The sequence below is a fragment of the Pelistega ratti genome (assembly GCF_009833965.1).
Classification (GTDB): Bacteria; Pseudomonadota; Gammaproteobacteria; order Burkholderiales; family Burkholderiaceae_B; genus Taylorella; species Taylorella ratti.
In genome coordinates this window covers 1,206,795-1,229,397 of the sequence record NZ_CP047165.1, presented here as the reverse complement: position 1 = coordinate 1,229,397, position 22,603 = coordinate 1,206,795, and the positions used below count along the sequence as shown (strand labels likewise).

At 36.8% G+C, this 22,603-nt stretch carries 22 protein-coding genes; 15 read left to right on the top strand and 7 right to left on the bottom strand.

Annotated elements, in window-relative coordinates:
* Window positions 1–151: 151 nt before the first annotated feature.
* The 11 genes from pxpB (at window position 152) to F9B76_RS05220 (ending at window position 9,663) form a co-directional block, all read left to right on the top strand.
* On the top strand, window positions 152–793 hold the full coding sequence (gene pxpB / locus F9B76_RS05270) for a 5-oxoprolinase subunit PxpB (RefSeq protein WP_159991169.1): 642 nt from the start codon (window positions 152–154) through the stop codon (window positions 791–793).
* Entirely contained in the window at window positions 790–1,719 is a 930-nt protein-coding gene (locus tag F9B76_RS05265; protein WP_159991168.1) for a 5-oxoprolinase/urea amidolyase family protein, read from the top strand. Before pxpB ends, F9B76_RS05265 begins: the two co-directional genes overlap by 4 nt.
* Window positions 1,706–2,443 (top strand): 5-oxoprolinase subunit PxpA, encoded by a 738-nt coding sequence (pxpA, locus tag F9B76_RS05260; protein ID WP_159991167.1) that lies wholly within the window; start codon window positions 1,706–1,708, stop codon window positions 2,441–2,443. Before F9B76_RS05265 ends, pxpA begins: the two co-directional genes overlap by 14 nt.
* A gap of 39 nt (window positions 2,444–2,482) precedes the next feature.
* The gene (locus F9B76_RS05255) at window positions 2,483–3,676 is read left to right on the top strand and encodes an NRAMP family divalent metal transporter (protein WP_159991166.1); all 1,194 of its coding nucleotides are present in this window, start codon (window positions 2,483–2,485) and stop codon (window positions 3,674–3,676) included.
* Between the two features lie 428 nt (window positions 3,677–4,104).
* Entirely contained in the window at window positions 4,105–5,112 is a 1,008-nt protein-coding gene (locus tag F9B76_RS05250) for a sulfate ABC transporter substrate-binding protein (RefSeq protein ID WP_159991165.1), read from the top strand.
* 18 nt (window positions 5,113–5,130) lie between these two features.
* On the top strand, window positions 5,131–5,955 hold the full coding sequence (gene cysT, locus F9B76_RS05245) for a sulfate ABC transporter permease subunit CysT (RefSeq protein WP_159991164.1): 825 nt from the start codon (window positions 5,131–5,133) through the stop codon (window positions 5,953–5,955).
* On the top strand, window positions 5,952–6,806 hold the full coding sequence (gene cysW, locus F9B76_RS05240) for a sulfate ABC transporter permease subunit CysW (RefSeq protein ID WP_159991163.1): 855 nt from the start codon (window positions 5,952–5,954) through the stop codon (window positions 6,804–6,806). The genes cysT and cysW overlap by 4 nt, the downstream gene beginning before the upstream one ends.
* Window positions 6,807–6,816: 10 nt before the next feature.
* Complete coding sequence (locus F9B76_RS05235) at window positions 6,817–7,881, top strand: sulfate/molybdate ABC transporter ATP-binding protein (protein ID WP_159991162.1); 1,065 nt, start codon at window positions 6,817–6,819, stop codon at window positions 7,879–7,881.
* Window positions 7,882–8,029: 148 nt separating this feature from the next.
* Window positions 8,030–8,635, top strand: a complete 606-nt coding sequence (locus F9B76_RS05230; RefSeq protein ID WP_159991161.1) for a nitroreductase family protein — start codon at window positions 8,030–8,032, stop codon at window positions 8,633–8,635.
* A 206-nt stretch (window positions 8,636–8,841) separates the two neighbouring features.
* The gene (locus F9B76_RS05225; RefSeq protein WP_159991160.1) at window positions 8,842–9,171 is read left to right on the top strand and encodes a DMT family transporter; all 330 of its coding nucleotides are present in this window, start codon (window positions 8,842–8,844) and stop codon (window positions 9,169–9,171) included.
* Between the two features lie 99 nt (window positions 9,172–9,270).
* A complete protein-coding gene (locus F9B76_RS05220) occupies window positions 9,271–9,663 on the top strand; it encodes a YchJ family protein (protein WP_159991159.1) in 393 nt (130 codons plus the stop codon).
* A 94-nt stretch (window positions 9,664–9,757) separates the two neighbouring features.
* On the opposite strand, the gene arsC is transcribed toward F9B76_RS05220, so the two are convergent.
* A complete protein-coding gene (gene arsC, locus F9B76_RS05215) occupies window positions 9,758–10,102 on the bottom strand; it encodes an arsenate reductase (glutaredoxin) (protein WP_159991158.1) in 345 nt (114 codons plus the stop codon).
* A 264-nt stretch (window positions 10,103–10,366) separates the two neighbouring features.
* Between arsC and F9B76_RS05210 the strand changes: the two genes are divergently transcribed.
* On the top strand, window positions 10,367–10,588 hold the full coding sequence (locus F9B76_RS05210; RefSeq protein WP_159991157.1) for a hypothetical protein: 222 nt from the start codon (window positions 10,367–10,369) through the stop codon (window positions 10,586–10,588).
* Window positions 10,589–10,592: 4 nt separating this feature from the next.
* Here F9B76_RS05210 and rnhA read toward each other — a convergent pair whose 3' ends face one another.
* Both rnhA and F9B76_RS05200 read right to left on the bottom strand, forming a co-directional pair.
* Window positions 10,593–11,033: a ribonuclease HI gene (rnhA, locus tag F9B76_RS05205; protein WP_159991156.1), complete on the bottom strand. Its 441-nt coding sequence runs from the start codon at window positions 11,031–11,033 to the stop codon at window positions 10,593–10,595.
* Window positions 11,030–11,752 (bottom strand): class I SAM-dependent methyltransferase, encoded by a 723-nt coding sequence (locus F9B76_RS05200; protein ID WP_159991155.1) that lies wholly within the window; start codon window positions 11,750–11,752, stop codon window positions 11,030–11,032. The genes rnhA and F9B76_RS05200 overlap by 4 nt, the downstream gene beginning before the upstream one ends.
* A gap of 18 nt (window positions 11,753–11,770) precedes the next feature.
* On the opposite strand from F9B76_RS05200, the gene gloB reads away from it, so the two are divergent.
* Both gloB and F9B76_RS05190 read left to right on the top strand, forming a co-directional pair.
* Complete coding sequence (gene gloB / locus F9B76_RS05195) at window positions 11,771–12,553, top strand: hydroxyacylglutathione hydrolase (protein ID WP_159991154.1); 783 nt, start codon at window positions 11,771–11,773, stop codon at window positions 12,551–12,553.
* A 5-nt stretch (window positions 12,554–12,558) separates the two neighbouring features.
* Window positions 12,559–14,235: a lytic transglycosylase gene (locus tag F9B76_RS05190; protein ID WP_243140608.1), complete on the top strand. Its 1,677-nt coding sequence runs from the start codon at window positions 12,559–12,561 to the stop codon at window positions 14,233–14,235.
* A gap of 95 nt (window positions 14,236–14,330) precedes the next feature.
* On the opposite strand, the gene F9B76_RS05185 is transcribed toward F9B76_RS05190, so the two are convergent.
* On the bottom strand, window positions 14,331–15,239 hold the full coding sequence (locus F9B76_RS05185; RefSeq protein ID WP_159991153.1) for an HAD-IIA family hydrolase: 909 nt from the start codon (window positions 15,237–15,239) through the stop codon (window positions 14,331–14,333).
* A 314-nt stretch (window positions 15,240–15,553) separates the two neighbouring features.
* Between F9B76_RS05185 and yghU the strand changes: the two genes are divergently transcribed.
* Window positions 15,554–16,348 carry a glutathione-dependent disulfide-bond oxidoreductase gene (gene yghU / locus F9B76_RS05180; RefSeq protein WP_201289278.1) on the top strand — a complete coding sequence of 265 codons (795 nt, stop codon included), beginning with the start codon at window positions 15,554–15,556 and terminating at the stop codon, window positions 16,346–16,348.
* A 98-nt stretch (window positions 16,349–16,446) separates the two neighbouring features.
* On the opposite strand, the gene mqo is transcribed toward yghU, so the two are convergent.
* The 3 genes from mqo to F9B76_RS05165 form a co-directional block, all read right to left on the bottom strand.
* On the bottom strand, window positions 16,447–18,129 hold the full coding sequence (gene mqo / locus F9B76_RS05175; protein ID WP_159991152.1) for a malate dehydrogenase (quinone): 1,683 nt from the start codon (window positions 18,127–18,129) through the stop codon (window positions 16,447–16,449).
* A 230-nt stretch (window positions 18,130–18,359) separates the two neighbouring features.
* Entirely contained in the window at window positions 18,360–20,690 is a 2,331-nt protein-coding gene (locus F9B76_RS05170) for a TonB-dependent hemoglobin/transferrin/lactoferrin family receptor (RefSeq protein ID WP_159991151.1), read from the bottom strand.
* A 490-nt stretch (window positions 20,691–21,180) separates the two neighbouring features.
* Window positions 21,181–22,590 (bottom strand): PepSY-associated TM helix domain-containing protein, encoded by a 1,410-nt coding sequence (locus F9B76_RS05165; protein WP_159991150.1) that lies wholly within the window; start codon window positions 22,588–22,590, stop codon window positions 21,181–21,183.
* Between the last annotated feature and the right edge of the window lie 13 nt (window positions 22,591–22,603).

The following is a 22,603-nucleotide window of genomic DNA, read 5'->3' as shown; positions in this document are numbered from 1 at the left end:
TATTATCATGCCGATAATAGGTATTTTTTGTCGTGTTATTCAATTTGTGTTTAGTATTAGGGTTTTCCTTAGGTTTATGCAAAATTATTGACAACAATACTGGTCTTCAAAGAGAATGTATGACAAAAAATAACAATATGAGGAAAATTGTATGCATATTACTCCTATTAGTGAATCAGCGGTTGTCTGTGTTTTACCCCCACCGGCTACGCTAGATCAACAACGCCGTTTATGGGCGTTTGCACATCAGCTACAACAGGAAGAAGATATCGTTGAAGTTGTTGTGGGTATGAATAATCTCACCGTTTTTATGGATTTTATGACAGATTTCACACCACTGATTCAACGTTTAGAACAATCATGGCAAACATTAACGGTTAATACTTTTCAAGGAAATCATATCGAAATCCCTGTTATTTATGGGGGTGAAGTCGGTCAGGATCTTATAGAGGTTGCTGAGTATCATCATTGCTCACCACAAGAAATTATTGATCGACATACAGCACCTACTTATACAGTTTATATGATTGGTTTTCAACCTGGGTTTCCTTATTTAGGTGGTTTACCTGAGTCATTACATACGCCAAGACGTGCCAATCCTCGTACAGAAGTGCCTGCTGGCTCTGTGGGAATAGGAGGGGCTCAAACGGGTATTTATCCTTTTGCCTCACCAGGGGGATGGCAATTAATTGGGCATACTGAACAAGCTCTCTTTGATAAAACTCGAGAAAAACCAACATTATTACAAGCAGGTGATACGGTAAAATTTGTTGTGGAGCGTATTGAATTATGATGGAAGTATTAGCAGTATCTTCTCGTGCAACTATTCAGGATATTGGACGGTTTGGCTTACGAGAGTTTGGTATTAGCCAATGTGGTGCAATGGATAAATTGGCACTTAAAGCCGGTAATTTATTATTAGGTAATGAAGAAAATACGCCTGCGATTGAAGTGCCTCTTGGTGGTATTAGCTTAAAGTTTCATGAAGCAATCAGTTTCTGTGTAACGGGTGCTTTTTATGAGATGACCCTTGATGATGAACCTATTTTTACTTATTGGCGTTATCAGGCAAAAGCAGGGCAAGTGCTCAAGTTACATCATGCCAAAATTGGGATGTATGGCTACCTATGTGTCCGTGGTGGATTTGATATTCCCAAAGAGTTGAATTCTTGTAGTACCGATGTTCGTGCCAAATTAGGGGGAATCAATGGACGGATTTTAGCTGTTGGCGATCAGCTTCTCACAAAAAATGATGGTCTTTTATTGCAAAAAGTAGGTATTGCACCTATTCCATTAAAAAATACGATTTATGCTTTACCTTCTTCGGAATATCAAGCGTTTACGCGTAAGTCACAATATAATTGGTGGCAAACAAAATGGACACTACAAAGTAATAGTGATCGAATGGGGTATCGTTTTCAGGGGGCAGTATTAAATCTTGAAAAACCGCTTGAAATGTTGTCTCATGCTATTCAGTTTGGGAGTGTTCAGGTTCCTCCTAATGGGCAGCCTATTATTCTAATGGCAGATGCACAAACAACAGGTGGTTACCCCAAAATTGCTCATGTGATTGATGCAGACCTTGGTGCACTTGCTCAAGTACGACTAGGCACTGCTATTCAGTTTGAGGCAGTTGATTTAGCACAAGCCGCAAAATTACGTCGTAAAAATGATGTTTATCTTGATCAGATAAGGAGTATTGTTGATGAAACGTATTGATTTAAATGCAGATATTGCAGAAGGGTTTCCCTATGATGAGGCATTATTAAAATTATTGTCATCTGCCAATATTGCCTGTGGTCTTCATGCTGGAAATGCAGTAGAAATGCACAAAGCAGTGAAATTTGCTAAAGAAAATAATGTTCGTATAGGTGCGCATCCAAGTTTTCCTGATCGGGAAAATTTTGGGCGTACGGCGATGCAACTAGCACCTCAAGCATTAATGGCGTATTTGAGGTATCAGTTAGGAGCTTTAAAAGCGATTGCGGATGCACAAGGAATAGCGATTAGCTATGTTAAACCACATGGTGCATTGTATAACCAAGCAGCAAAAGATACCGCATTATCACAATTAATTGTCAGAACAATTCAACAATTTAACCCTCAATTAAAACTGATGGGATTGGCGGGGAGTCTGATGTTGCGTGTTGCAGAAGAAGAGGGCTTAGCCACTATTTCAGAAGTATTTGCTGATCGTCACTATATGCCAGATGGTTCATTAGTGCCACGCAATCAACCTAATGCAATGGTTGAATCAGATGAAGAGGCTATTACACAAGTGCTACAGATGGTGATGGAAGAAAAGGTTCGAGCGATAGATGGAAGTTTTGTTCCTGTTAAGGCAGATAGTATTTGCCTACATGGCGATAATGAGCATTCCTTACTTTTTGCACAACGAATCGTAGCGGAATTACAAAAACATCATATTGTTATTACAGCGTAGTGAAACGATAGGATTTATTTAATTTACGGAGGTATTTTTATGTCATCAGGCTCTCAACGCCGTAATGCGGTGCTAGGTGCTGCTTTTCTGATGGCGACATCAGCAATTGGCCCAGGGTTTTTAACACAAACGGCTACTTTTACGAATGAGTTATTAGCTAGTTTTGGTTTTGTAATTTTAATCTCTATTTTATTAGATATTGGGGCTCAGCTAAATATTTGGCGAATTATTGTTGTATCGGGTAAGCGTGCACAAGAAATTGCAAATACGGTGTTTCCCGGTGCTGGTTATTTTCTTTCTGCTTTAGTTGTCATGGGTGGTTTAGCCTTTAATATTGGTAATGTGGGTGGAGCAGGATTAGGATTAAATTCTATTTTTGGACTCTCTCCTGAATTGGGGGCAGTGATTAGTGGTATTGTGGCAATCCTAGTTTTCTTACGAAAAGAAGCGGGTATTGTAATGGATCGTTTTGCGCAATTAATGGGTTTTGTGATGATTGCCTTAACGCTTTATGTGATGTTTAAAACAGATCCACCTGTAGCAGATGCACTTCATCGTACCTTTATCCCTGAACAAATTAATCCCATCACTATTGTTACCTTGGTAGGCGGAACGGTAGGGGGCTATATTACTTTTGCAGGAGCCCATCGTTTATTAGATGCAGGTATTCAAGGAGAAAGAGCATTACCTGAAGTCAGCCGCAGTTCGGTTACGGCAATTTTGATTGCTTCTATCATGCGTGTTATTCTCTTTTTAGCTGTATTGGGTGTCGTTAGTAAGGGGATTGCATTAAACGCAGGAAATCCTGCAGAAACCCCTTTTGCTTATGTAGCTGGTAGTGCAGGAAAAATCATTTTTGGTATTGTGATTTGGGCGGCATCTATTACTTCAGTCATTGGGGCTGCCTATACTTCTGTGTCTTTTATCTCTGGTTTTAGTTCAGTTGTTGCAAAATACCGTAATCAATGGATTATTGCTTTTATTGTGATTTCAACAATTGTATTGGTAGCGATTGGTAAACCAGAAAAAGTTTTAATACTGGTAGGAACATTAAATGGTTTTATTCTACCGATTGCACTAGGTTTAATCTTATTAGCAGCAAGTAATCATCATATTGTTGGAAACTATAAACACCCTGTATGGATGACACTAAGTGGTTGGATAGTGGTAATTGCTATGGGAATACTTAGTATTAAAACGCTTTATGAATCTTTTGGGAAGTTGTTTGTATAATCTCTTGATGATTTTATAGCGGATTAGCTGCCAAAACCCACTTAGAAATAGGTGGGTTTTCTATTGAGAGGATAAATTTAAGTGTATCTATAAAAATAGGGTAAATCGTTATAAGTTGCTTGTAAAGTTTAGATCACTTTATTCATAAAACACAATGATTTTTATCAGTTTTAGTAATTAGTCTGTCATAGGGTATATGAAAATAGTGTGATATAAAACCTTATTAATAGGACATGGTTAAGGATATAAGAGGAAAAATTGTACGTATTATTTTCCGCTATATCACTTAATTTTATATTAAAATAAGAAAATAGAAAATATTTTATATAACTGCAAATTATAAGATTAGAATAAATCAATTGAGCAAATAGGCTCGAAATTTTGTATAGTCTCTTTATTCAAAATAACTTTTATTAGGACATATATAAATGACATTACTAAAAAAGCTTTCTGTATTAGTGATTGGTGCTAGCTTAGTTGGCTCAGTAGTGGCACAGTCTGCTCAAAAAAATTTTTTAAACGTATCTTACGATGTGATGCGTGATTTTTATAAAGAATATAACCCTCTTTTTCTCAAAGAATATGCTGCTAAACATAATGGGGCTACGCTTAATATTCAACAGTCTCATGGTGGATCAAGCAAGCAGGCATTAAGTGTGGCAAATGGTTTACAGGCAGATGTTGTCACGATGAATCAAAGCTCTGATGTTGAGTTATTAGAAAGTAAAGGACTAATCCACGCTGGTTGGGATAAAGAATTTCCTAATCATGCGGTACCCTTTACGAGTGCAACCGTTTTTTTAGTGCGTAAAGGCAATCCTAAAAATATTCAAGACTGGACTGATCTGACAAAAGAAGGGGTACAGGTTATTATTGCTAACCCCAAAACATCAGGCAATGGTCGCTATTCGTTCTTAGCCGCATATAGTGCTGCACTTAAAGCAAATAATGATGATCATGATAAAGCAAAAGCATATGTAAAAGCTTTATTTAAAAATGTACCTGTGCTTGATAATGGCGGACGTGCTGCGACAACAACATTTGTAAAACGTAATATAGGTGATGCATTATTAACATTTGAAAATGAAGCGAATATGGCGGCTAAGGAATTTGGCGAAAACGAATTTGAGTTAGTGTATCCAACATACTCTATTAAAGCGGAAAATCCAGTTGCTGTTGTGGATACGGTAGTTGCACAAAAGGGTTCTGCCGACATTGCAAAAGCATATCTTGATTATTTATGGAGTGAACCCGCACAAGAGTTAGCGGCTAGCCTTTATTTACGTCCGAGTAATCCTGATATCTTAGCAAAATATAAAGAACGCTTCCCTGCTATGGAAACTTTCCGTGCCAATGATGTTTTTGGCTCATGGCCTGAGATTATGAAAACCTATTTTGCTGATGGTGGTGTTTTTGACCAGATTCAGCAACCTTAATAGCGCAGATTGATATTTATGTTTTTAAAATCGCGTGCCATATTACCGGGATTTGGTCTAAGTTTTGGGATTAGTCTCTTTAGCCTTTCTTTAATGGTCGTTATCCCCTTTGCTATGCTGGCGTATAGCACTTGGGGGATGGGATGGAAGACTTTTTATTCAACCATTACTCATCCGCAAGTTTTATCGGCTATTTATTTAACATTGAAAATATCATTTTTAGCCGTATTAACGAATGTAATTTTTGGTACATTAATTGCATGGGTAATTGTGCGGTATCAATTTTTTGGAAAAGGACTCATTAATGCCTTGGTAGATTTACCCTTTGCTTTACCGACAGCTGTAACAGGGATTGCCTTAGCAACGTTATATGCACCTAATGGATGGTTAGGTAAATGGTTTAACTTTAAAATAGCCTTTACGCCGATAGGTATTTGGTTAGCATTGGTAGTAGTGAGTTTACCCTTTATTGTTCGGGCAGTTCAGCCAGTGCTAGAAGATTTATCTGTTGAGTTTGAGGAAGCCGCTCAAACATTGGGGGCCGGTTCTTTAACTATTTTTAGAAGAGTGATTTTACCTGAGTTATTACCTGCTTTGGTGATGGGATCGGGTATGGCATTTGCACGAGCAACCGGTGAATATGGTTCAGTGATTTTTATTGCAGGGAATATTCCTTTTAGTTCTGAAATTTTACCTGTCATTATTACGAGTAAATTAGAGATGTTTGATACACAGGGGGCTTCAGCTATTGCTCTCTTTATGTTGGTAATTTCTTTTGTGATTTTATTTATATTTAATAAAGCACAATGGTTACTAAGTAAACGTTTAGGGGCAAGAGTATGAGAACGGTATCCCAGTCCCATAAAGCAACTGAGCCAAAATGGGTGCAATATAGTTTAATAGGTGTTGTTTGTCTATTCCTTTTAGTGATGTTGATTATTCCGCTTATTTCTATTTTTACGGAGGCATTAAATAAAGGATTAGATTTATATTGGGCGGCTTTGAATGATCCTGATGCCTTAGCAGCTATTAAGCTAACGTTATTAACAGCAGCGATTGTTGTCCCCTTAAATGCAGTAATTGGTATTGCGATAGCATGGTTATTAACACGCTATGATTTTAGAGGAAAACAGTTTTTTACCACTTTATTAGATTTACCCTTTGCCGTCTCTCCTGTCGTAGCTGGTCTTATGTTTGTGTTGCTATTTGGCGTAAATAGTTATGTTGGAGGATGGTTAGAATCATATGGTATTCAGGTTATTTTTGCTGTTCCCGGTATTGTACTAGCGACTTTGTTTGTTACGTTTCCTTTTGTGGCAAGAGAGATTATCCCTCTTATGCAAAGTCAAGGTGATCAAGAAGAGCAGGCAGCATTAATTTTAGGTGCTTCTGCTTGGAAAATTTTTTGGAAAGTTACCTTACCAAATATAAAATGGGCACTTTTGTATGGCTTAATTCTTACTAATGCACGAGCAATGGGTGAGTTTGGTGCTGTTAGTGTAGTATCAGGGCATATCCGTGGTTTAACGAATACAATACCTTTGCAAGTAGAGATCCTTTATAACGAATATAACTTTGTTGGGGCATTTGCTTGTGCCAGTTTATTAGCCTTTTTAGCATTACTGACATTGCTTTTGCAGCATTTGCTCACATACCTTCAACATCGAAAAGATACTATCCATTTAAACAAATAAAATAAAGATTATGAGTATTGAAGTTAAACAGATTAATAAGTTTTTTGGTGATTTTCATGCCTTAAAGAACATTGATTTACAAGTGAAAACAGGCTCTTTGGTCTCTTTGCTTGGGCCATCTGGCTGTGGAAAAACAACGCTTTTACGGATTATTGCCGGTTTGGAAACAGCGGATAGCGGTCAAATTTTTCTACATGAACAAGATGTAACGCATCAAAAAGTACAAGATAGGCATATTGGGTTTATGTTTCAAAACTATGCTTTATTTCGGCATATGTCAGTTTTTGAAAATATTGCTTTTGGTTTAAATGTTTTACCGAGAAAATTACGTCCTTCTAAGGATGAAATTCGTGAAAAAGTACATCATTTACTCAAACTTATTCAACTACCTCATGTTGCTCATGCCTTACCCCATCAGTTATCGGGAGGACAACGGCAACGTGTTGCCTTGGCTCGTTCACTTGCTGTAGAACCTAAAATCTTACTTTTAGATGAACCCTTTGGTGCTTTAGATGCTAAGGTACGCAAAGAGTTACGTCAATGGTTACGAGATATTCATCAAGAGCTACATATTACGAGTTTATTGGTGACACATGATCAAGAAGAAGCATTAGAAATATCAGATCAAATTGTGGTAATGAACCATGGTAATATTGAGCAAATTGGTGATGCAAGTACATTACAACATTCGCCTAAAACCGCATTTGTTACAGAGTTTATTGGGGAGGTAAATGCTTTTGAAGGGGAGATAATAGCGGATAACACTTGGTGCTATAAACAATATCGCTATAAGCTAGATAAAGAACATTTATTATCTGATACCCCAGTAGGAACAGCTGTTACGGCTTATATCCGTCCGTATCAATGGACTATTTCTCAAGATAAGCAAGAGGCTATGCTACAAGGTGTGATTAAACATATTCATGATGTCGGTGCTTTTTTACGTTTAACTATTTTAGAACCGAGTACCTATCGTTTTATTGAGGTACAAACTGATGTATCAAGCACGTTTAAAGTGGATGATTTAGTGTATTTAACACCTAAGTTTATACAATTTTTCCCTAAAAGTAGATAGTTAAATCGTATAAAATTGTTTAATCATTAACTAATAGTTAATGATATGTTCCTTATAAGACTATTGATTTCATTTATCTATTCATGCAAAATACTTCTGTTTATTTAACAGAGATAATTTTTAAATAGATTATTAAAAAGGAACTAAGATGAGCCAAACATTTTATGATTTACAAAAACAACGCCGTTCTATTTATGCTTTAGGGAAAAATGTTCAATTAGAGAAAACAGCAATTGTTGAACTGATTAAAAATACGGTAAAAGAAGCCCCTTCTGCATTTAATTCGCAAACTTCGCGTGTTGTTGTGTTATTTGGTGAAGCACATGAAAAACTTTGGAACACTACATTAGATATTCTTCGTAATGTTGTACCAGCAGATGCTTTTGCTAATACTGAACAAAAAATTAATGGTGCATTCAAAGCTGGGTTTGGTACTGTTCTTTTCTTTGAAGAGCAAGAGACCATTAAAAATCTCCAAAATCAATTTCCCCCTTATGCTGAGAATTTCCCTATTTGGTCAGAACAGGCAAGTGGTATTGCTCAATATGCAGTTTGGGTAGCTTTAGCTGAAAAAGGTATTGGTGCCAGTATTCAACACTACAATCCTCTAATTGATGAGGTAGTTGCTCAACAATGGGGTATCCCAAGCTCTTGGAAACTACGTGCTCAAATGCCATTTGGTAGTATTGAAGCAGCAGCTGGTCAAAAAGAATACTTAAATGACGAAGAACGTTTTAAAGTATTTGGTGTATAATATACTTATTAAATGCGTCCTTATTGTAGAAGTATATAAAACAATAAATGAATCATTTGCTTAAAAGGTAAATCTTTTATGAAGGTTTACCTTTTTTAGTATGAGGATGAGATAGTTTTTGTGCCTTGCAACTATATCATTTCTAAAAATTATTAATAGGGGCAAAATGGTTATAATACGAGCTTGGTTATTCTTTGGAGAATTTTATGTCATGGGTATATTTAGCGATAGCTATTTGTTTTGAAATTATTGCTACTTCTGCCTTACAAGCTTCTAATGGATTTACTAAATTAGGAGCAAGTGTAATAACAGTGATGAGCTATATTATTTGTTTTTATATGTTATCACTTGCTTTACGACAAATTCCACTTGGTATTGCTTATGCTATTTGGTCTGGTGCAGGGATAGTCCTACTCGCTATTATCGGATATTTCTTATATAAACAAACATTAGATATACCTGCTATCATTGGTTTAGGTTTTATCTTAGCAGGTGTTATTATTATCAATGTTTTTTCAAAAACGGTAAGTCATTAGAGACGATGACTATTGGTACTAAGGTAGCATCTAGGTATATCACTTTTGAAATATATCGGTTTAATATAAGGTATCGTGTCTTAATAATAGGAAAAAAACGTGTCTAAACAATGTCCTTGTGGTTCATATCAACCATATACTGTCTGTTGTGAGCCGTTTCATTTGTGGCAGCAATTCCCTAAAGCAGCAGAGCAACTTATGCGTTCTCGTTATAGTGCTTATGTATTACACCAGATTGATTATATTATTCAAACTACATTACCGATTCAACAAAAACAGCTTGATTATGAGGCAATTCGACAATGGAGTATACAAACTGATTGGCAAGGATTAAAGGTAATACAAACAAAACACTTACAAGGGACACATCAGGCGAAAGTAACGTTTGAAGCCTATTATCAAGAGGAGGGCGAGCTAAAAGTACATTATGAGGTTTCTACTTTTATTAAGATTGCTCAACGATGGTACTTTAAAGATCCTACTGTTTGTTAAACGAATACTTTAGAGAGGTATTCGTTTTCTTAAGCAAAGTATAAGAGCGGTAATATACTTTTATTCTAAAAATAGAAATTTTATACCGCTATGTTTATAAAATCTCTTTGACAAGTTCAATTGGGCGAGCAAGGCGTGTTCCTTTTTCTGTCACAACAATAGGACGATTCATTAAGACAGGATGCTCTACCATAGCTTGAATAAGTTGCTCTTCGGTAGCGTTATCTAAATTAAGTGTTTGATATAACGTTTCTTTTGTACGAATAAGGGCTTTGGCACTAAGACCAGAATCTTTAAGAATTTGTACGATACCTGCTTTATCAAGAGGATTTTTGAGGTATTCAATAATAGTTGGTTCAATCCCTGCTTCTCTAACTAAGGCTAAGGTATTACGAGAAGTGCTACACTTGGGATTATGGTAAATCGTTACTTTTGTCATGGTGAGTTTAATCTTTTAGTAAAAAAGAGTATTGTAGTGGATAGGAGAAGAAATAGCAAAGGGGGCTAAATCCTTATTGTTACGCTAACGTAATAATAAGTTTTATTTATTGATAAAAATAGAAGGTAGAAATAGGATATGATTTCTTGTCATATAGTTTGGTATAGATTGTTCTGAAACAGGATAACCCTATTCTATAAAAATTACTCAACTACAAAAAACAATCGTGTAAAATAGATAAATCTTTTGTATAAAGAGGCATAAATGAAAAAAATTATATTTCCCCTTATTGTTTTATTAGCAGCGTGTACTCATGCTCCTGTTGATGAGACAAAAACAGCAGAATGTGCTCAAATTATGGGACATATTATTAAAAGTCCTACGGTTAAACGTAATCCAGGCGAAAACTTTCTGGCGCAATATCAAGAAAACACCACGGCAGATGCTTATCGTGTCCATGCTCGCCGTGCAGGGTGTATTGAATAAATCATCAAGCTAGCTCAGCAATGCCTTGGTTTGCCAAGGCATCTGCTCTTTCATTACCTACATCACCAGCGTGTCCTTTTACCCAAATCCAAGTGATGTCGTGTTGCTGGCGTAGTGTATCAAGTGCTTGCCACAGTTCTTGATTTTTGACGGGTTTTTTATCTGCGGTTTTCCAACCTTTTTTCTTCCAGTTTTCTATCCATTCGGTTATACCCTTTTTAACATATTGGGAATCAATATGTAGTCGGATTTTACAAGGACGTTTAAGCAGTTTTAATGCCTCAATAACTGCTGTCATTTCCATACGGTTATTGGTGGTCTCTTTTTCTCCGCCATAAATTTCTTTTGTATGGGGGCCATATTGTAAAACAGCCCCCCATCCGCCAGGACCCGGGTTGCCTTTACAAGCACCATCAGTCCAAATATCAATAAATTCTGTACTCATTTTTTATGTACCTGTTGAGTAACGACAATAATGTTCTTATGTTGATTTTTTTTGAGTGCGGGTCCAATCAGATGAAGACCAAGGGTTCTTTTTTTAGCAACTAAAATATAAAAAGCCCCTTCCTTAGCCAGCCACGGATTATTAGCAATAAATTGCCAATAGTTTAACTTTAATGGTTTCTTATCTGTTTTTTGGGTATTATCCACTATCTCAAAATCCAGTAGTTTAAACCAGTTTTTAATACGATATTGGGAAATTAAGCGATGGTATGGAATAGGGCTGGTTGCTGCAGATTTGTATAAACGACGCAAACCCCATAGATGATTTGGATTAAAACCAATGATAACAGCATGGCCATTATGAACTAAAACACGATGAACATCTTCAAGTAATTTAGTCGGGTTTTTATGTAGTTCAAGTGTATGAGGGAGTAAAATAAGGTCTGTAGAGTGGTCTTCTAGGGGAATACGACCGCTTATCCCTTGTACATAAGGAGCAGGGTAAGTTGCACAAGAATTATCAAAACTTGCTACAATCCATTTGTGACGGATACGGTTTTCTGCTAAAAAATCAACAGATGGCATACCGAGTTGTACAGCAAGATAACCAAATAAATTATTGATTTTTTCATTTAATTTTTCTTGTTCGTACTGAAGAATAGATTTACCTAATTCGGTATTAAACCATTGATACAATTGCTGGGCTAACGCTTTATCCATTAATGATGCCTTATTGATATGAGAATTCAAATTAAACCTATTTCTGCTTTTAATGATAATTATATATGGATAATTATTTATAACAACAATGCTTGTGTGATTGACCCTGGACAAAAAGAGCCAGTTCTCTTATTTTTACAAGAAAATAAGCTAAATTTACAACAAATATTGATTACACACCACCATGCTGATCATACAGGCGGTGTTCTTGCTTTAGTAGATGAAACGGGTGCTAAGGTATATGGTCCTAAAGGATCTGGTATTAAAGGAATTCATCATTATGTGCAAGAGGGAGATATTATCAACCCTCCCTTTATACCGATTGCTTTTCATGTCCTAAATGTCCCTGGTCATACCCTTGATCATGTGGCTTATATTGCGATGGCAGAGAACTATCCAACAATGATTTTTTGTGGGGATACGCTATTTTCTTGTGGTTCAGGAAGATTATTTGAAGGAAATTCTAGACAAATGCTCCAAAGCCTTGATAAATTTAAAAAAATGAGTGAAAATAGCTTGTTGTTTTGTGCACATGAATATACATTATCAAATATTAAATGGGCACAAGTTGTCGATCCTGATAATCAGGTCTTACAACAGTGGAAGCAAGAGGCAGAGGCTTTGCGTAATCAAGGTTTACCAACCCTTCCGACAACATTGGCTCGAGAGTTAAATGTTAATCCTTTTTTAAGGGTTGAACAGCGTGAAATTAAGCGTGCAGCTGAACACTATAAGGGGCATCCCTTATCTTCTCCTGAAGCGGTGCTAGCAGCTTTGCGTGAATGGAAAAATAGTTTTTAGAGAATATGATGAAAATCTTACGTTATGCGGTTATTGTCGCAACGGTAGTGATGACGGGCTGTGCATCAACGCATAAATCCCACCGTTCTGCTCATGCGAATGCGGAATTGAATAGACAACAAGCCAATGTATGGGAACGCATACGTAAGGGCTTTGATATGCCTGAATTGAAAAAAGATCCTAAAGTGGATTATTGGGTTAATTACTATGCTGCTCGCCCACAATCTGTTCAATTAATGGCACAACGTTCACGTCCATATATTTACTATATTGCTAAAGAACTAGAAAAACGCGGTATGCCATCTGAGCTAGCACTTTTACCATTTGTAGAGAGTGCTTATAATATTACGGCACTATCACGCTCTAAAGCCGCTGGATTATGGCAATTTATTCCGAGTACTGGTACGCACTATAAATTAGCGCAAAACTGGTGGAAAGATGAACGCCGAGATCCCGTCCATTCGACACGAGCGGCACTGGATTATTTATCATACCTCTATGAATTTCAAGGGGGGGATTGGCACTTAGCCTTAGCTTCTTATAACTGGGGTGAGGGGGCTGTTCGCCGAGCAAGAGATCGTAATGCTTCACAAGGATTACAGACAGACTATTTGTCTTTACGTATGCCAGATGAAACCCGTAATTATGTGCCTAAGTTGATGGCGATTAAGCGGATTATTGCTAATCCTGCTAAATATGGTATCAGTTTACCTAATATTCCAGATACCCCGTATTTTGTGGAAGTCCCCAAAAGTAAAGATATTGATGTGAGTATGATCGTTCGCCTTGCAGGGATTTCAGAAGAAGAGTTTCGTTTATTAAATTCATCAAATAAACGCCCCGTGATGCTTGCACAACATCAGCCTCGTATTCTCTTACCTAAGAAAAATGCAGAACAATATAAGAAAAACTTGAGTAAACATAAAGGGGAGCTTTCTTCTTGGCAAGGATATACCCCATCTTCTAATGAGTCTTTAGCAAGCATTGCACAACGTCATGGTATTTCAGTAGATAAGTTAAAGTCATTAAATGGCTATGGTCGTAAACAACAAAATGCGGTGGCCTATCAAACAATGATTGTGCCAAAAGGTACGGGGGTTTCTCCAACGGCTTCCCCTTCTGGTATTGATACTAGAGATATACAAAATCCTATCGCAGCAAGTGGTACGATGTTAGCAAGTAATCAAGTCAATATGCCTGAAGCACCTGCTCTACGTCAAAACAATACGGCTATTCGTTTAGGAAACCCTTCTACTTCTGCAAATCGTATGATAGTTGCTAATACACCTAGTGTGCCAACCCCTTCTTTGCGAGCGAGCACAGCATCATCAGATCAAGAAGATTTGATTGGTAGTTTAGTAGCTCGCTCATCAGTCAATATGCCTAATGCGGCTGGTGCTAGAACAGTAGCAACTAATGCTGTTGATAGAGCAACGGCAATAACAGCAGATTATTCAACACGTCAATCAGCGGGTATGGTTAGACCTGCTAGTACAGCGATGTATGCACAACGTAGCCCTTCACCGATGGTACACACGGTATTGGCAGGAGAAACCTTGTATTCGCTTGCTAAACGTTATGGTACAACAGTAGATGATATTCGTGCATTAAATAATCTAGGAGAACGATCTATTAGAACAGGTGAACGTTTGCGTATGCCTGGTTCTGGGGTAAATAGTTAATCGATATACTTAGATTTTAATAATATTCATAAGGTGAGTGTAGAGTAAATAATCATAAATTCACCTTATGAAGTGCTTAATATTTATTTTGAAACTTAAATAAAATGAATAATATGGTTGGGACAGATTTTTGTTTCTTGAATTGTACTTTTCCAATCAATCATACTGGCAAACCCATTGTCAGTAACCATAGCAGTATTGACACCTGCCATACAGCCACCAAGGACATCTGTAAATAAAGTATCACCTACCATTAAGACCTGCTGGAGATGAATGTCTTTAGGGAGCTTTGCTTTGGCAATGTCAAAAATATTGGCATAGGGTTTTCCAAAAGGGAGTGCTTTAATCCCTGTTTTTTTCCAAATATCGTAGGCGAGCAATCCCGGTTCTATAGAAAAGTTATGTTCTCGTGGAGCAACTAAGTCAGGATTTGCCAAGAGAATAGGGCGTTTCTTTTTTTGTAAACTTTGGATAAGTTGCTGTTGTTGGGTTGCTGTCCAGTCTTGGCTTGATAAGAGTAAAAAACCGTTTAATTGATCGATAGAGTCAGTATTTTCTTGAAGATTAATAAATGAACCTTGTAAATCAGATAGATTAGTCTGTTGAGGGGCAATAACACCAAAATATTCAACGGGGTGTTGACGGAGATAGACAGCAAGTGCATCTCTACTGCTGATAATTTCTTCAGGCGTAAAATCAAATCCTAATGTTGTATATTTTTTATATAGTTGATCTTTTGTCACACTAGCGGCATTACTAACAATAAAAAGCTTTTTGCCCTTTTGTCTTAAATCTTGAATACGTTCTACAGCTAAAGGGATTGCTTTTTCCCCTATATTAAGTACACCAAAGGCATCAAAAAAGAATGCCTTATACAGATGTGCAATATCGCCTAGATGTTGATGCTGCTGATAGTGTGATGGGAAAATCGTTTGAGATGAAAATATGTTGGTAATTGCTTTATAGGTAGAAAGTAAATTATCCGCCGTGAGTGTATGCTGCATAATCAATCAGAATCAACAGAAAATAGTATTTTTTCATGCTTTTCTAAGAATAGCAAGCAACAAAATAGAGGAAGGTATATCTCTTTTTAATAAATAAAAGAAGATAATAGTTCGTATCGTCATCGCATAGAAAATAGGTCAATATGATTTCAAAATGACTGTATCAAAACTATTCAATAAATAAGAGAGCGTAATGAAGGGGGAATTCTTTGATAGATAGGACTTTTTATATGGTATGTTTAATATAGGTTGATGTATCAATATTGTTAAGGACTAGCAGATGTTAGTCGATTATTTTTAATTATTAAGGAGTGATGATGACAACACAAGCCTATACACCGCCAAAAGTATGGAAATGGGATAGTCCAAATGGTGGGCAGTTTGCCAGTACCAATAGACCTACGGCAGGAGCTACTTTTGAGCAAACGCTACCAAAAGGAAATGCGCCTCTTCAACTTTATTCCTTGGGTACGCCTAATGGGATTAAAGTGGTTATGCTATTAGAGGAACTTTTAGCAAAGGGGATTACGGGTGCTGAATATGACCTTTATAAAATTAATATCTCTCAAGGGGATCAGTTTGGAAGTAATTTTGTTGCTATTAATCCGAATTCAAAAATTCCTGCCTTAAAAGATTATTCTGTAGAACCAGCTCAGCCTGTCTTTGAGTCTGGTGCGATCTTATTGTATTTAGCGGATAAATTTAATGTGTTTATTCCTACAACGTTAGCAGGTCGTACAACTTGCCTGTCATGGTTATTTTGGCAAATGGGTAGTGCGCCTTACGTAGGTGGTGGCTTTGGACACTTTTATGCGTATGCTCCTGAAAAATTGGAGTATCCAATTAACCGATTTACAATGGAAACCAAACGTCAATTAGATTTATTGGATAAACACCTAGCGGATAAATCCTTTATTTGTGGTGATGAGTATAGTATTGCTGATATAGCTATTTGGCCTTGGTACGGACGATTAGTATTGGGGGCTTTGTATGAGGCTGCAGAGTTCTTAAATGTTCAACAATATACTCATCTATTACGTTGGGCAAAACAAATAGAAGCAAGACCTGCTGTGCAAAAAGCCTTACATAAAGAGTATCGGGTGATTTAATATCTATCAGCGTACACTTCAATAATAAAAAACCTCTCATTTGTGATAAATAAGAGGTTTTTATTTAAGATAACATTACTAAAATTGATGCTTACCCTTTAAGGTGCTTGCATCTCATTGTTTAAATTTCGAGAGGGTGCAGCACTTGTTGGTGTAGGTTCTACTACTGGTTCTTGCCCTAGATGTGTAGGGACATCAATATAAGGTAGTTGTAGTATATCACTTGTCATACGACGAATTTGATTGGTTAATTCTGCACTAGAATTAATTTTTTGTCCGTATGAAGGAATGATTGTTTTAATTTTTTCCGCCCAGTCTTGCTTCATTTGAACAGGGAATACTTGTTCCATCAGTTTTAGCATAATAGGAGGAGAGGTTGATGCGCCAGGAGAAGCCCCCAATAAGGCAGCTAATGTACGATCTTGATCAACGACAACTTCTGTACCAAATTGTAGAACAGAAGAGCCATCTTCACGCTTTTTAATAATCTGAACACGCTGACCAGCAGTGATTAATTTCCAATCCGCTTGTTTAGCATTAGGATAGTAGCGGATAAGTTCAGCTTGTCGGTCATCCATCGATAAGGTATTTTGTTCGACAAGGTATTTAACAAGATCAAGATTATGCACCCCTACTGTTAGCATACCAAGGATATTATCGGTATTCATGGATGAGAATAGGTCGAACCATGAGCCAGATTTAAGGAATTTGGTGCTGTATAAGGCAAAAGGCCCAAATAAAATGGCACGTTTTCCATCAAGGTAGCGACTATCTAAGTGTGGTACTGACATAGGCGGAGCGCCTGTTTCTGCCTGACCATAGACTTTAGCGTGGTGGCGATTAGCAATTTCAGGCTCTTCAAAATAGAGGAACTGACCACCTACAGGAAAGCCTGCGTAGTTTTTAGCTTCAGGAATACCAGAAAGTTGAAGCATTTTTAATGCCGCACCACCTGCACCAATAAAGACAAATTTTGCTTTAATGGTTTTTTGTGTGTTTGTGTTTAAATCATAAACAGCGACATTCCATGTTTTATCTTCATTTTGCTCTAAACCACGGACTTCATGTTTAAGGTGAAGATGGAAAGAGTCTTTTTTCTGAAGGTTTGCTGCTAATTGGGTCGTGATAACGCCAAAATTAACATCATTTCCGAGTGGCATATAGGTAGCGGCTACTTTTTGGTTAGGATCACGACCTTCCATTGTTAAAGGAGCCCATTCTTTAATTTTCTCTTGATCTGTAGAAAATTCCATTCCGTAGAAGAGGGGATTTTTAATCAAGGCATCATAACGTTTTTTAAGGAATGCAATATTTTCATCCCCCCAAACTAAACTCATATGAGGCGTAGGATTAATAAAATCACGGGGGTTACCTAGCACACCTTGTTGTACTTGATATGCCCAGAATTGGCGAGATACTTCAAATTGCTCGGCAATATTAACGGCGCGAGTTGTAGGAACTTCACCATTCACCATAGGAGTATAGTTTAGTTCAGCAAAGGCGGAGTGTCCTGTCCCAGCATTGTTCCAGCCGTTTGAGCTTTCTAGGGCAACCTGATCAAGACGTTCAAAGACATGGATTTGCCAATCAGGGGCTAATTCTTGTAAATAGGTAGCGAGTGTCATACTCATGATACCACCGCCTACCATGACAACATCTACGGCTTCTTCATTCTCTGCTGGAGGAATACTGGTCTTATGAAGTGGCCATTTAAGGAATATAATCGCTGCGATAATAAATAAAATAAACAGCGAAAATATGGAAGTCAGAAACTTTTTCATATCTTGAAAAACCATTAAATTTAAAAGGGTTTTATTGTAACTGATAATAGTGAAAGAGAAAAATTGATTCTAGTGTAGATAACGATTTCAAATATAAAGATACATTTTTAAATGAAGAAAAGGGATTTTGATGTATTTTATAAGAAAAGTACGTATTGGGGAACGTACTTTTCGGCATAAGGTGCTTATCTTAGTATAAGATTGGCTTACGTATCCTTTGGACTAAACACTTAGAAACGAATCTCTACTGATGCGGCAAAGTTTCTACCTGGTGCATAGAAACGTTGAAGACCATACCCTTTTTTATCAACGGTATTGGTAGTGCTATGTGCATTGATACCGCGTAAAGCGTCCCAAGTATGATATTTTTGATTAAATAAGTTGTACACACCTGCACGTAAAGTAATACTGTCGGTAGGGTGATAATAACCAAAAATATCGGTAATCAATGCTGATTTGTTGAGATGTTTATAACTCACAATTTCTTGTTTGAAGTCATGTTCGATACATTGAAAATTACCATACCAATAATCAAATTCCTCTCGGACACAATATCGATTATTTTGAATGGTTTTGGCATCTTTGGGTTTTTTAGCTCCTAGGTAAGTAAATCGACTAAAAATCCCCCATTTCCCATCAGGATCTTCAAAGTCCAAACCAAATACCATTTTTAATGGTTGAATGGATAGTAAACTTGTGCCGTTAGAGAGTTTGCCTTTGCTGTAACCTAATGAACCATAAAAATTAAAACCTTTTGGAATAAAGGAGGCTATTTGATTTAGATTTAAATAGGTTTTTATTTCAATACCACTTACTTTTGCCTTATCAATATTGACCATTTGTTGTTCTAAACCTTGGTACTTTCTTCCGTAACTATAAGAAGTAATAACGCTTTCTTGTTCAAATAGAAAATGGCGATAGCGAGATTGATAAAGGTTAATATCAAACAAACCGACATCGCTATGTGCTTGAGCAAAAAGCGTATGGCTAATACTGCGTTCTGATTTTAAATCAGGGTTTGCTCGCCAAGAGCCATAAGGATTTGTAAAGGTGAAATACATTTCGGATGCTGTTGGAATACGATAACCCGTTGAGAGCTGATAACCCAATTTCCATGCATTGGATACTTGAGCATTAATTCCTACAAAACCACTCCAGTTTGCAAAACTACTTTTATTTGGTGTATCACCTTCTAAGCAGGCTTTAGAACATTCGGCATTCAGTGCTTTTGGTGTTAATTTGGCATAATCATAGCGAATACCTATATCAGAAGAGAAAACGTTATTCCATACAATATGATCTTTGAGAGAAAAGCCATACATTTTAGTTTTCACTGGACGTTGAATAGTATATCGATAATCTTTTTGATAATATGATCCAATACCAATCGTATCGTGATTAATATTTTTAAATTCACGATCACTAATATAACTTCTGAATGCTAAGGTATGTTCTCCCCATAAATCAAATGGTACGCTTTCAGCTTCTATACTAGCTCGCTTAAAGGTTGTTTTCATTCTTCTATCCAAAATCTCATTCAGTTCTTTGGCTTTTGTTGACCAGTGCGTACCTCCTTTGTAACTAATAGTAGCAAGGTCTGTTTTTTGATAGTCCAAATCTAGTCTTGCATAAGAAAGCCACTTTGATTCAGGGGCATAGGTATAATTGAAATTAAGGTTATAGCGTTTATTTTGATCATCTGCCTCACGCCAAGCACCACCATAAAGGACATAGCTACGCTCATCTGTATAGCGATTCCCTCTTTGACCGTTTACCAAAATACCCATTCGGTGATGGGGATTAATTTGATAGCCTAATTTTGCTAAATAACTATGGTAACGATGCGTGGATGGATCAGGGTGTTGGCTTTGACTACCGCTATACAAATCCCCCTCACCATTACTTTTCATTTCATGACCAGTACGTTGAGAATACATGAATAAGGCATCAAATTGATCACCCACATAGCCTAAACCAATGGTACGAACCCATTCACTATTTTTACTAGCATACCCACCACGTAATAATGCCCCAAATTTATTACCTGGTTTAACAATATCAATTGCCTCTAGTGTACGATAATTGACAACACCACCTAAAGCGCCACTTCCTGAATTAAAGGAGTCTGATCCTCTTACAATATCAATCTCTCGTACTAACTCAGAATCAATAGATAAGCGAGAACTATTAAAATTGCCATAACGAGCATAGAGAGAGTTTTCTTCGCTATCGGGTAAATTAACGCCATCAATACTGATACCAACCCGATTTCCCTCAACCCCTCGAATAGAAAAACCTTTTAAAAAACGACCATTATCACTGATACCAACATCGGAAGTATAACGAACTAAATCTCGAGTATCTCGAATTAACTCTTTTTGAATCGTTTCAGCATTTTTATGAATGACGGAAGATTGTGTTTGGCGAATTGAGTTAAGCTCATCTTGGACTTGAATCTCATCTAAAGTTTCTTCTGCTGTCGCTATATTTGCCATGTTTAACAGAATAATAACTATGGGTAATAAGTTATAGCTTGTTCCCTGTTGCCTATTGTTTTTCATATTCATTTCCTCAAAGAGGTATCGTTAATAAAAGTTAATAAATAGTAAATGATACTGATAATAATTCTTATTTTACATTTTGTCAATTTCAGTTAAATTAACTATTTTTATATTTTTAAGTGGTCAAATTAAGCCAGATATTTTTAGATATTGTCTTTTAAAATGCCTCTTTTATAAGGAACAGAAAAAATATAATCAGGAGTTTTTTATCTAAAGATTTTTGGAGTATTTATTTTATGGGTAATAGTAAATGCTATTGCTGTATTTTTTTTGGATTGTTTTTCTATAATTAACGTTTAACGCTAAAATATTTTTTAATACATGAGATGCGCTTATTTTAACCGTAATTATATGATGTGTTTGATAATCTAGGCTTGTATTAAAGAGAGAATATTTTTACTTATCTATAAATACTTTATATAGTAATGAGGTAGGTTAGTAAACCCACCTCATGATAACTTTATAATCACTCTATCAATTTATTTTAGGACTACTTAAACCATTTTTGTAAGGTTTGACTATGCGAAATCAGTAGTTTGTCCAAAAGCCATATTGGGGCAATAACTAAAATAGCCGCAGGAAAGATAAGAGCAATGAGTAATAATGGTATAGCTGCAGCATACCATATTGGTAGGTCATTTTTTTGTGCTGGGGGTACAAGCCCGACAGCATTTGTAGGACGGCGTTTCCACCAAATCACCCAACCACTGATACACATTATGATAATAGCTAAGCAAAAGAGTATATTCATGATAATACTCCAACAGCCCATTGTTCCCATATGTAAAGCAATACTGACTGCCATAAATTTGCCAAACCAATTGTAGTCATCGTAGCGAATATCAGCCAGTAAATGCCCTGAATATTGATCAATATGTACGGTACGGTCAGCAGTAGGGCTTGGACTATCATAACTCATTGAATCTTGACTGAGTGTCCATACGCCGGTCTCACCTTTGGGGAAATTGACTTGATAGCGTCCTTCAAAGCCAATTTTACGAGCAAAGATGTCAATTTTATCTAGTGTAATATGTTCCCCTTCGGTAAGATCAATCCCTTTTTCACCCCATGATGTCCCAGATACAGGCATAGGTGTTTTTTCTAATACCCATGGAACTTCTTTACTGGTGGGGCTAGCGTTTAAATCACCGTGTACAGGGAGTGTTGAAACGGGAATAGGAGGATTTCCCCACTTGCCAGCAGGAAATTGAGACCATGCTTGTACCATTTTTTCACCCCAAATACCTGACCATGCTAAACCAGATAAGCAAAAGGTTAATAAAAGTAGTGATACCCATGAGCCTAGCATAGCGTGTAAACTTCGCCAGAAAGTTTGTTTTTTCCATTGGGGAAAGAGCATTTTAGGAATACTTTTTTGCTTATTCCACCATAAATAAAACCCTGTTAGGATTAATATAATGGTTAAAGAAGCAGAGGCTTCTAGTAAGAAATCTCCAAATGTGCCTATCATCAAGTCAGAGTGCAGATTTTCTGCAAATTGATACCAACCTTGAAAATGCGGTGATATATCAACAACTTCTGCCGTATAAGGATTAACAGCAGCCATCATTGCATCGCCATTACCCATATTGACACGAAACATAGCAACCATATTATCCGCGGTAGGGGCAATATACTGTACAACTTTTCCATTAGTTGAATCAACAGCCATTTGTGCTGCTAAGGCTTGCTCTTGTAGTGTTTTTGTGGTGGTCTGTACAGGGATTGTAATTTGCTCACCCAATCTACCTACCGTTTGGGCAAATATAATCATGGCAAGACCTGTTGCGGCGAGTAATATGAGTCCGGGGGTAACGAGTATGCCAGCATAAAAATGCCAACGCCAAATACTGAAGTAGTGTAGGCTACTTTGTTTTTTCTGAGAGATATTTTGTTTCATTTGAGTTTAAATA

Excerpts from the sequence above, each read along its gene's own strand:
- F9B76_RS05265 (WP_159991168.1), top strand. The coding sequence starts at position 790 with ATGATGGAAGTATTAGCAGTATCTTCTCGTGCAACTATTCAGGATATT.
- F9B76_RS05230 (WP_159991161.1), top strand. The coding sequence starts at position 8,030 with ATGAGCCAAACATTTTATGATTTACAAAAACAACGCCGTTCTATTTAT.
- pxpB (WP_159991169.1), top strand. The coding sequence starts at position 152 with ATGCATATTACTCCTATTAGTGAATCAGCGGTTGTCTGTGTTTTACCC.
- F9B76_RS05190 (WP_243140608.1), top strand. The coding sequence starts at position 12,559 with ATGATGAAAATCTTACGTTATGCGGTTATTGTCGCAACGGTAGTGATG.
- F9B76_RS05170 (WP_159991151.1), bottom strand. The coding sequence starts at position 20,690 with ATGAAAAACAATAGGCAACAGGGAACAAGCTATAACTTATTACCCATA.
- cysT (WP_159991164.1), top strand. The coding sequence starts at position 5,131 with ATGTTTTTAAAATCGCGTGCCATATTACCGGGATTTGGTCTAAGTTTT.
- F9B76_RS05210 (WP_159991157.1), top strand. The coding sequence starts at position 10,367 with ATGAAAAAAATTATATTTCCCCTTATTGTTTTATTAGCAGCGTGTACT.
- rnhA (WP_159991156.1), bottom strand. The coding sequence starts at position 11,033 with ATGAGTACAGAATTTATTGATATTTGGACTGATGGTGCTTGTAAAGGC.
- F9B76_RS05255 (WP_159991166.1), top strand. The coding sequence starts at position 2,483 with ATGTCATCAGGCTCTCAACGCCGTAATGCGGTGCTAGGTGCTGCTTTT.
- cysW (WP_159991163.1), top strand. The coding sequence starts at position 5,952 with ATGAGAACGGTATCCCAGTCCCATAAAGCAACTGAGCCAAAATGGGTG.
- F9B76_RS05200 (WP_159991155.1), bottom strand. The coding sequence starts at position 11,752 with ATGGATAAAGCGTTAGCCCAGCAATTGTATCAATGGTTTAATACCGAA.
- mqo (WP_159991152.1), bottom strand. The coding sequence starts at position 18,129 with ATGAAAAAGTTTCTGACTTCCATATTTTCGCTGTTTATTTTATTTATT.
- F9B76_RS05165 (WP_159991150.1), bottom strand. The coding sequence starts at position 22,590 with ATGAAACAAAATATCTCTCAGAAAAAACAAAGTAGCCTACACTACTTC.
- yghU (WP_201289278.1), top strand. The coding sequence starts at position 15,554 with ATGATGACAACACAAGCCTATACACCGCCAAAAGTATGGAAATGGGAT.
- F9B76_RS05235 (WP_159991162.1), top strand. The coding sequence starts at position 6,817 with ATGAGTATTGAAGTTAAACAGATTAATAAGTTTTTTGGTGATTTTCAT.
- gloB (WP_159991154.1), top strand. The coding sequence starts at position 11,771 with ATGAGAATTCAAATTAAACCTATTTCTGCTTTTAATGATAATTATATA.
- F9B76_RS05185 (WP_159991153.1), bottom strand. The coding sequence starts at position 15,239 with ATGCAGCATACACTCACGGCGGATAATTTACTTTCTACCTATAAAGCA.
- pxpA (WP_159991167.1), top strand. The coding sequence starts at position 1,706 with ATGAAACGTATTGATTTAAATGCAGATATTGCAGAAGGGTTTCCCTAT.
- arsC (WP_159991158.1), bottom strand. The coding sequence starts at position 10,102 with ATGACAAAAGTAACGATTTACCATAATCCCAAGTGTAGCACTTCTCGT.
- F9B76_RS05225 (WP_159991160.1), top strand. The coding sequence starts at position 8,842 with ATGTCATGGGTATATTTAGCGATAGCTATTTGTTTTGAAATTATTGCT.
- F9B76_RS05250 (WP_159991165.1), top strand. The coding sequence starts at position 4,105 with ATGACATTACTAAAAAAGCTTTCTGTATTAGTGATTGGTGCTAGCTTA.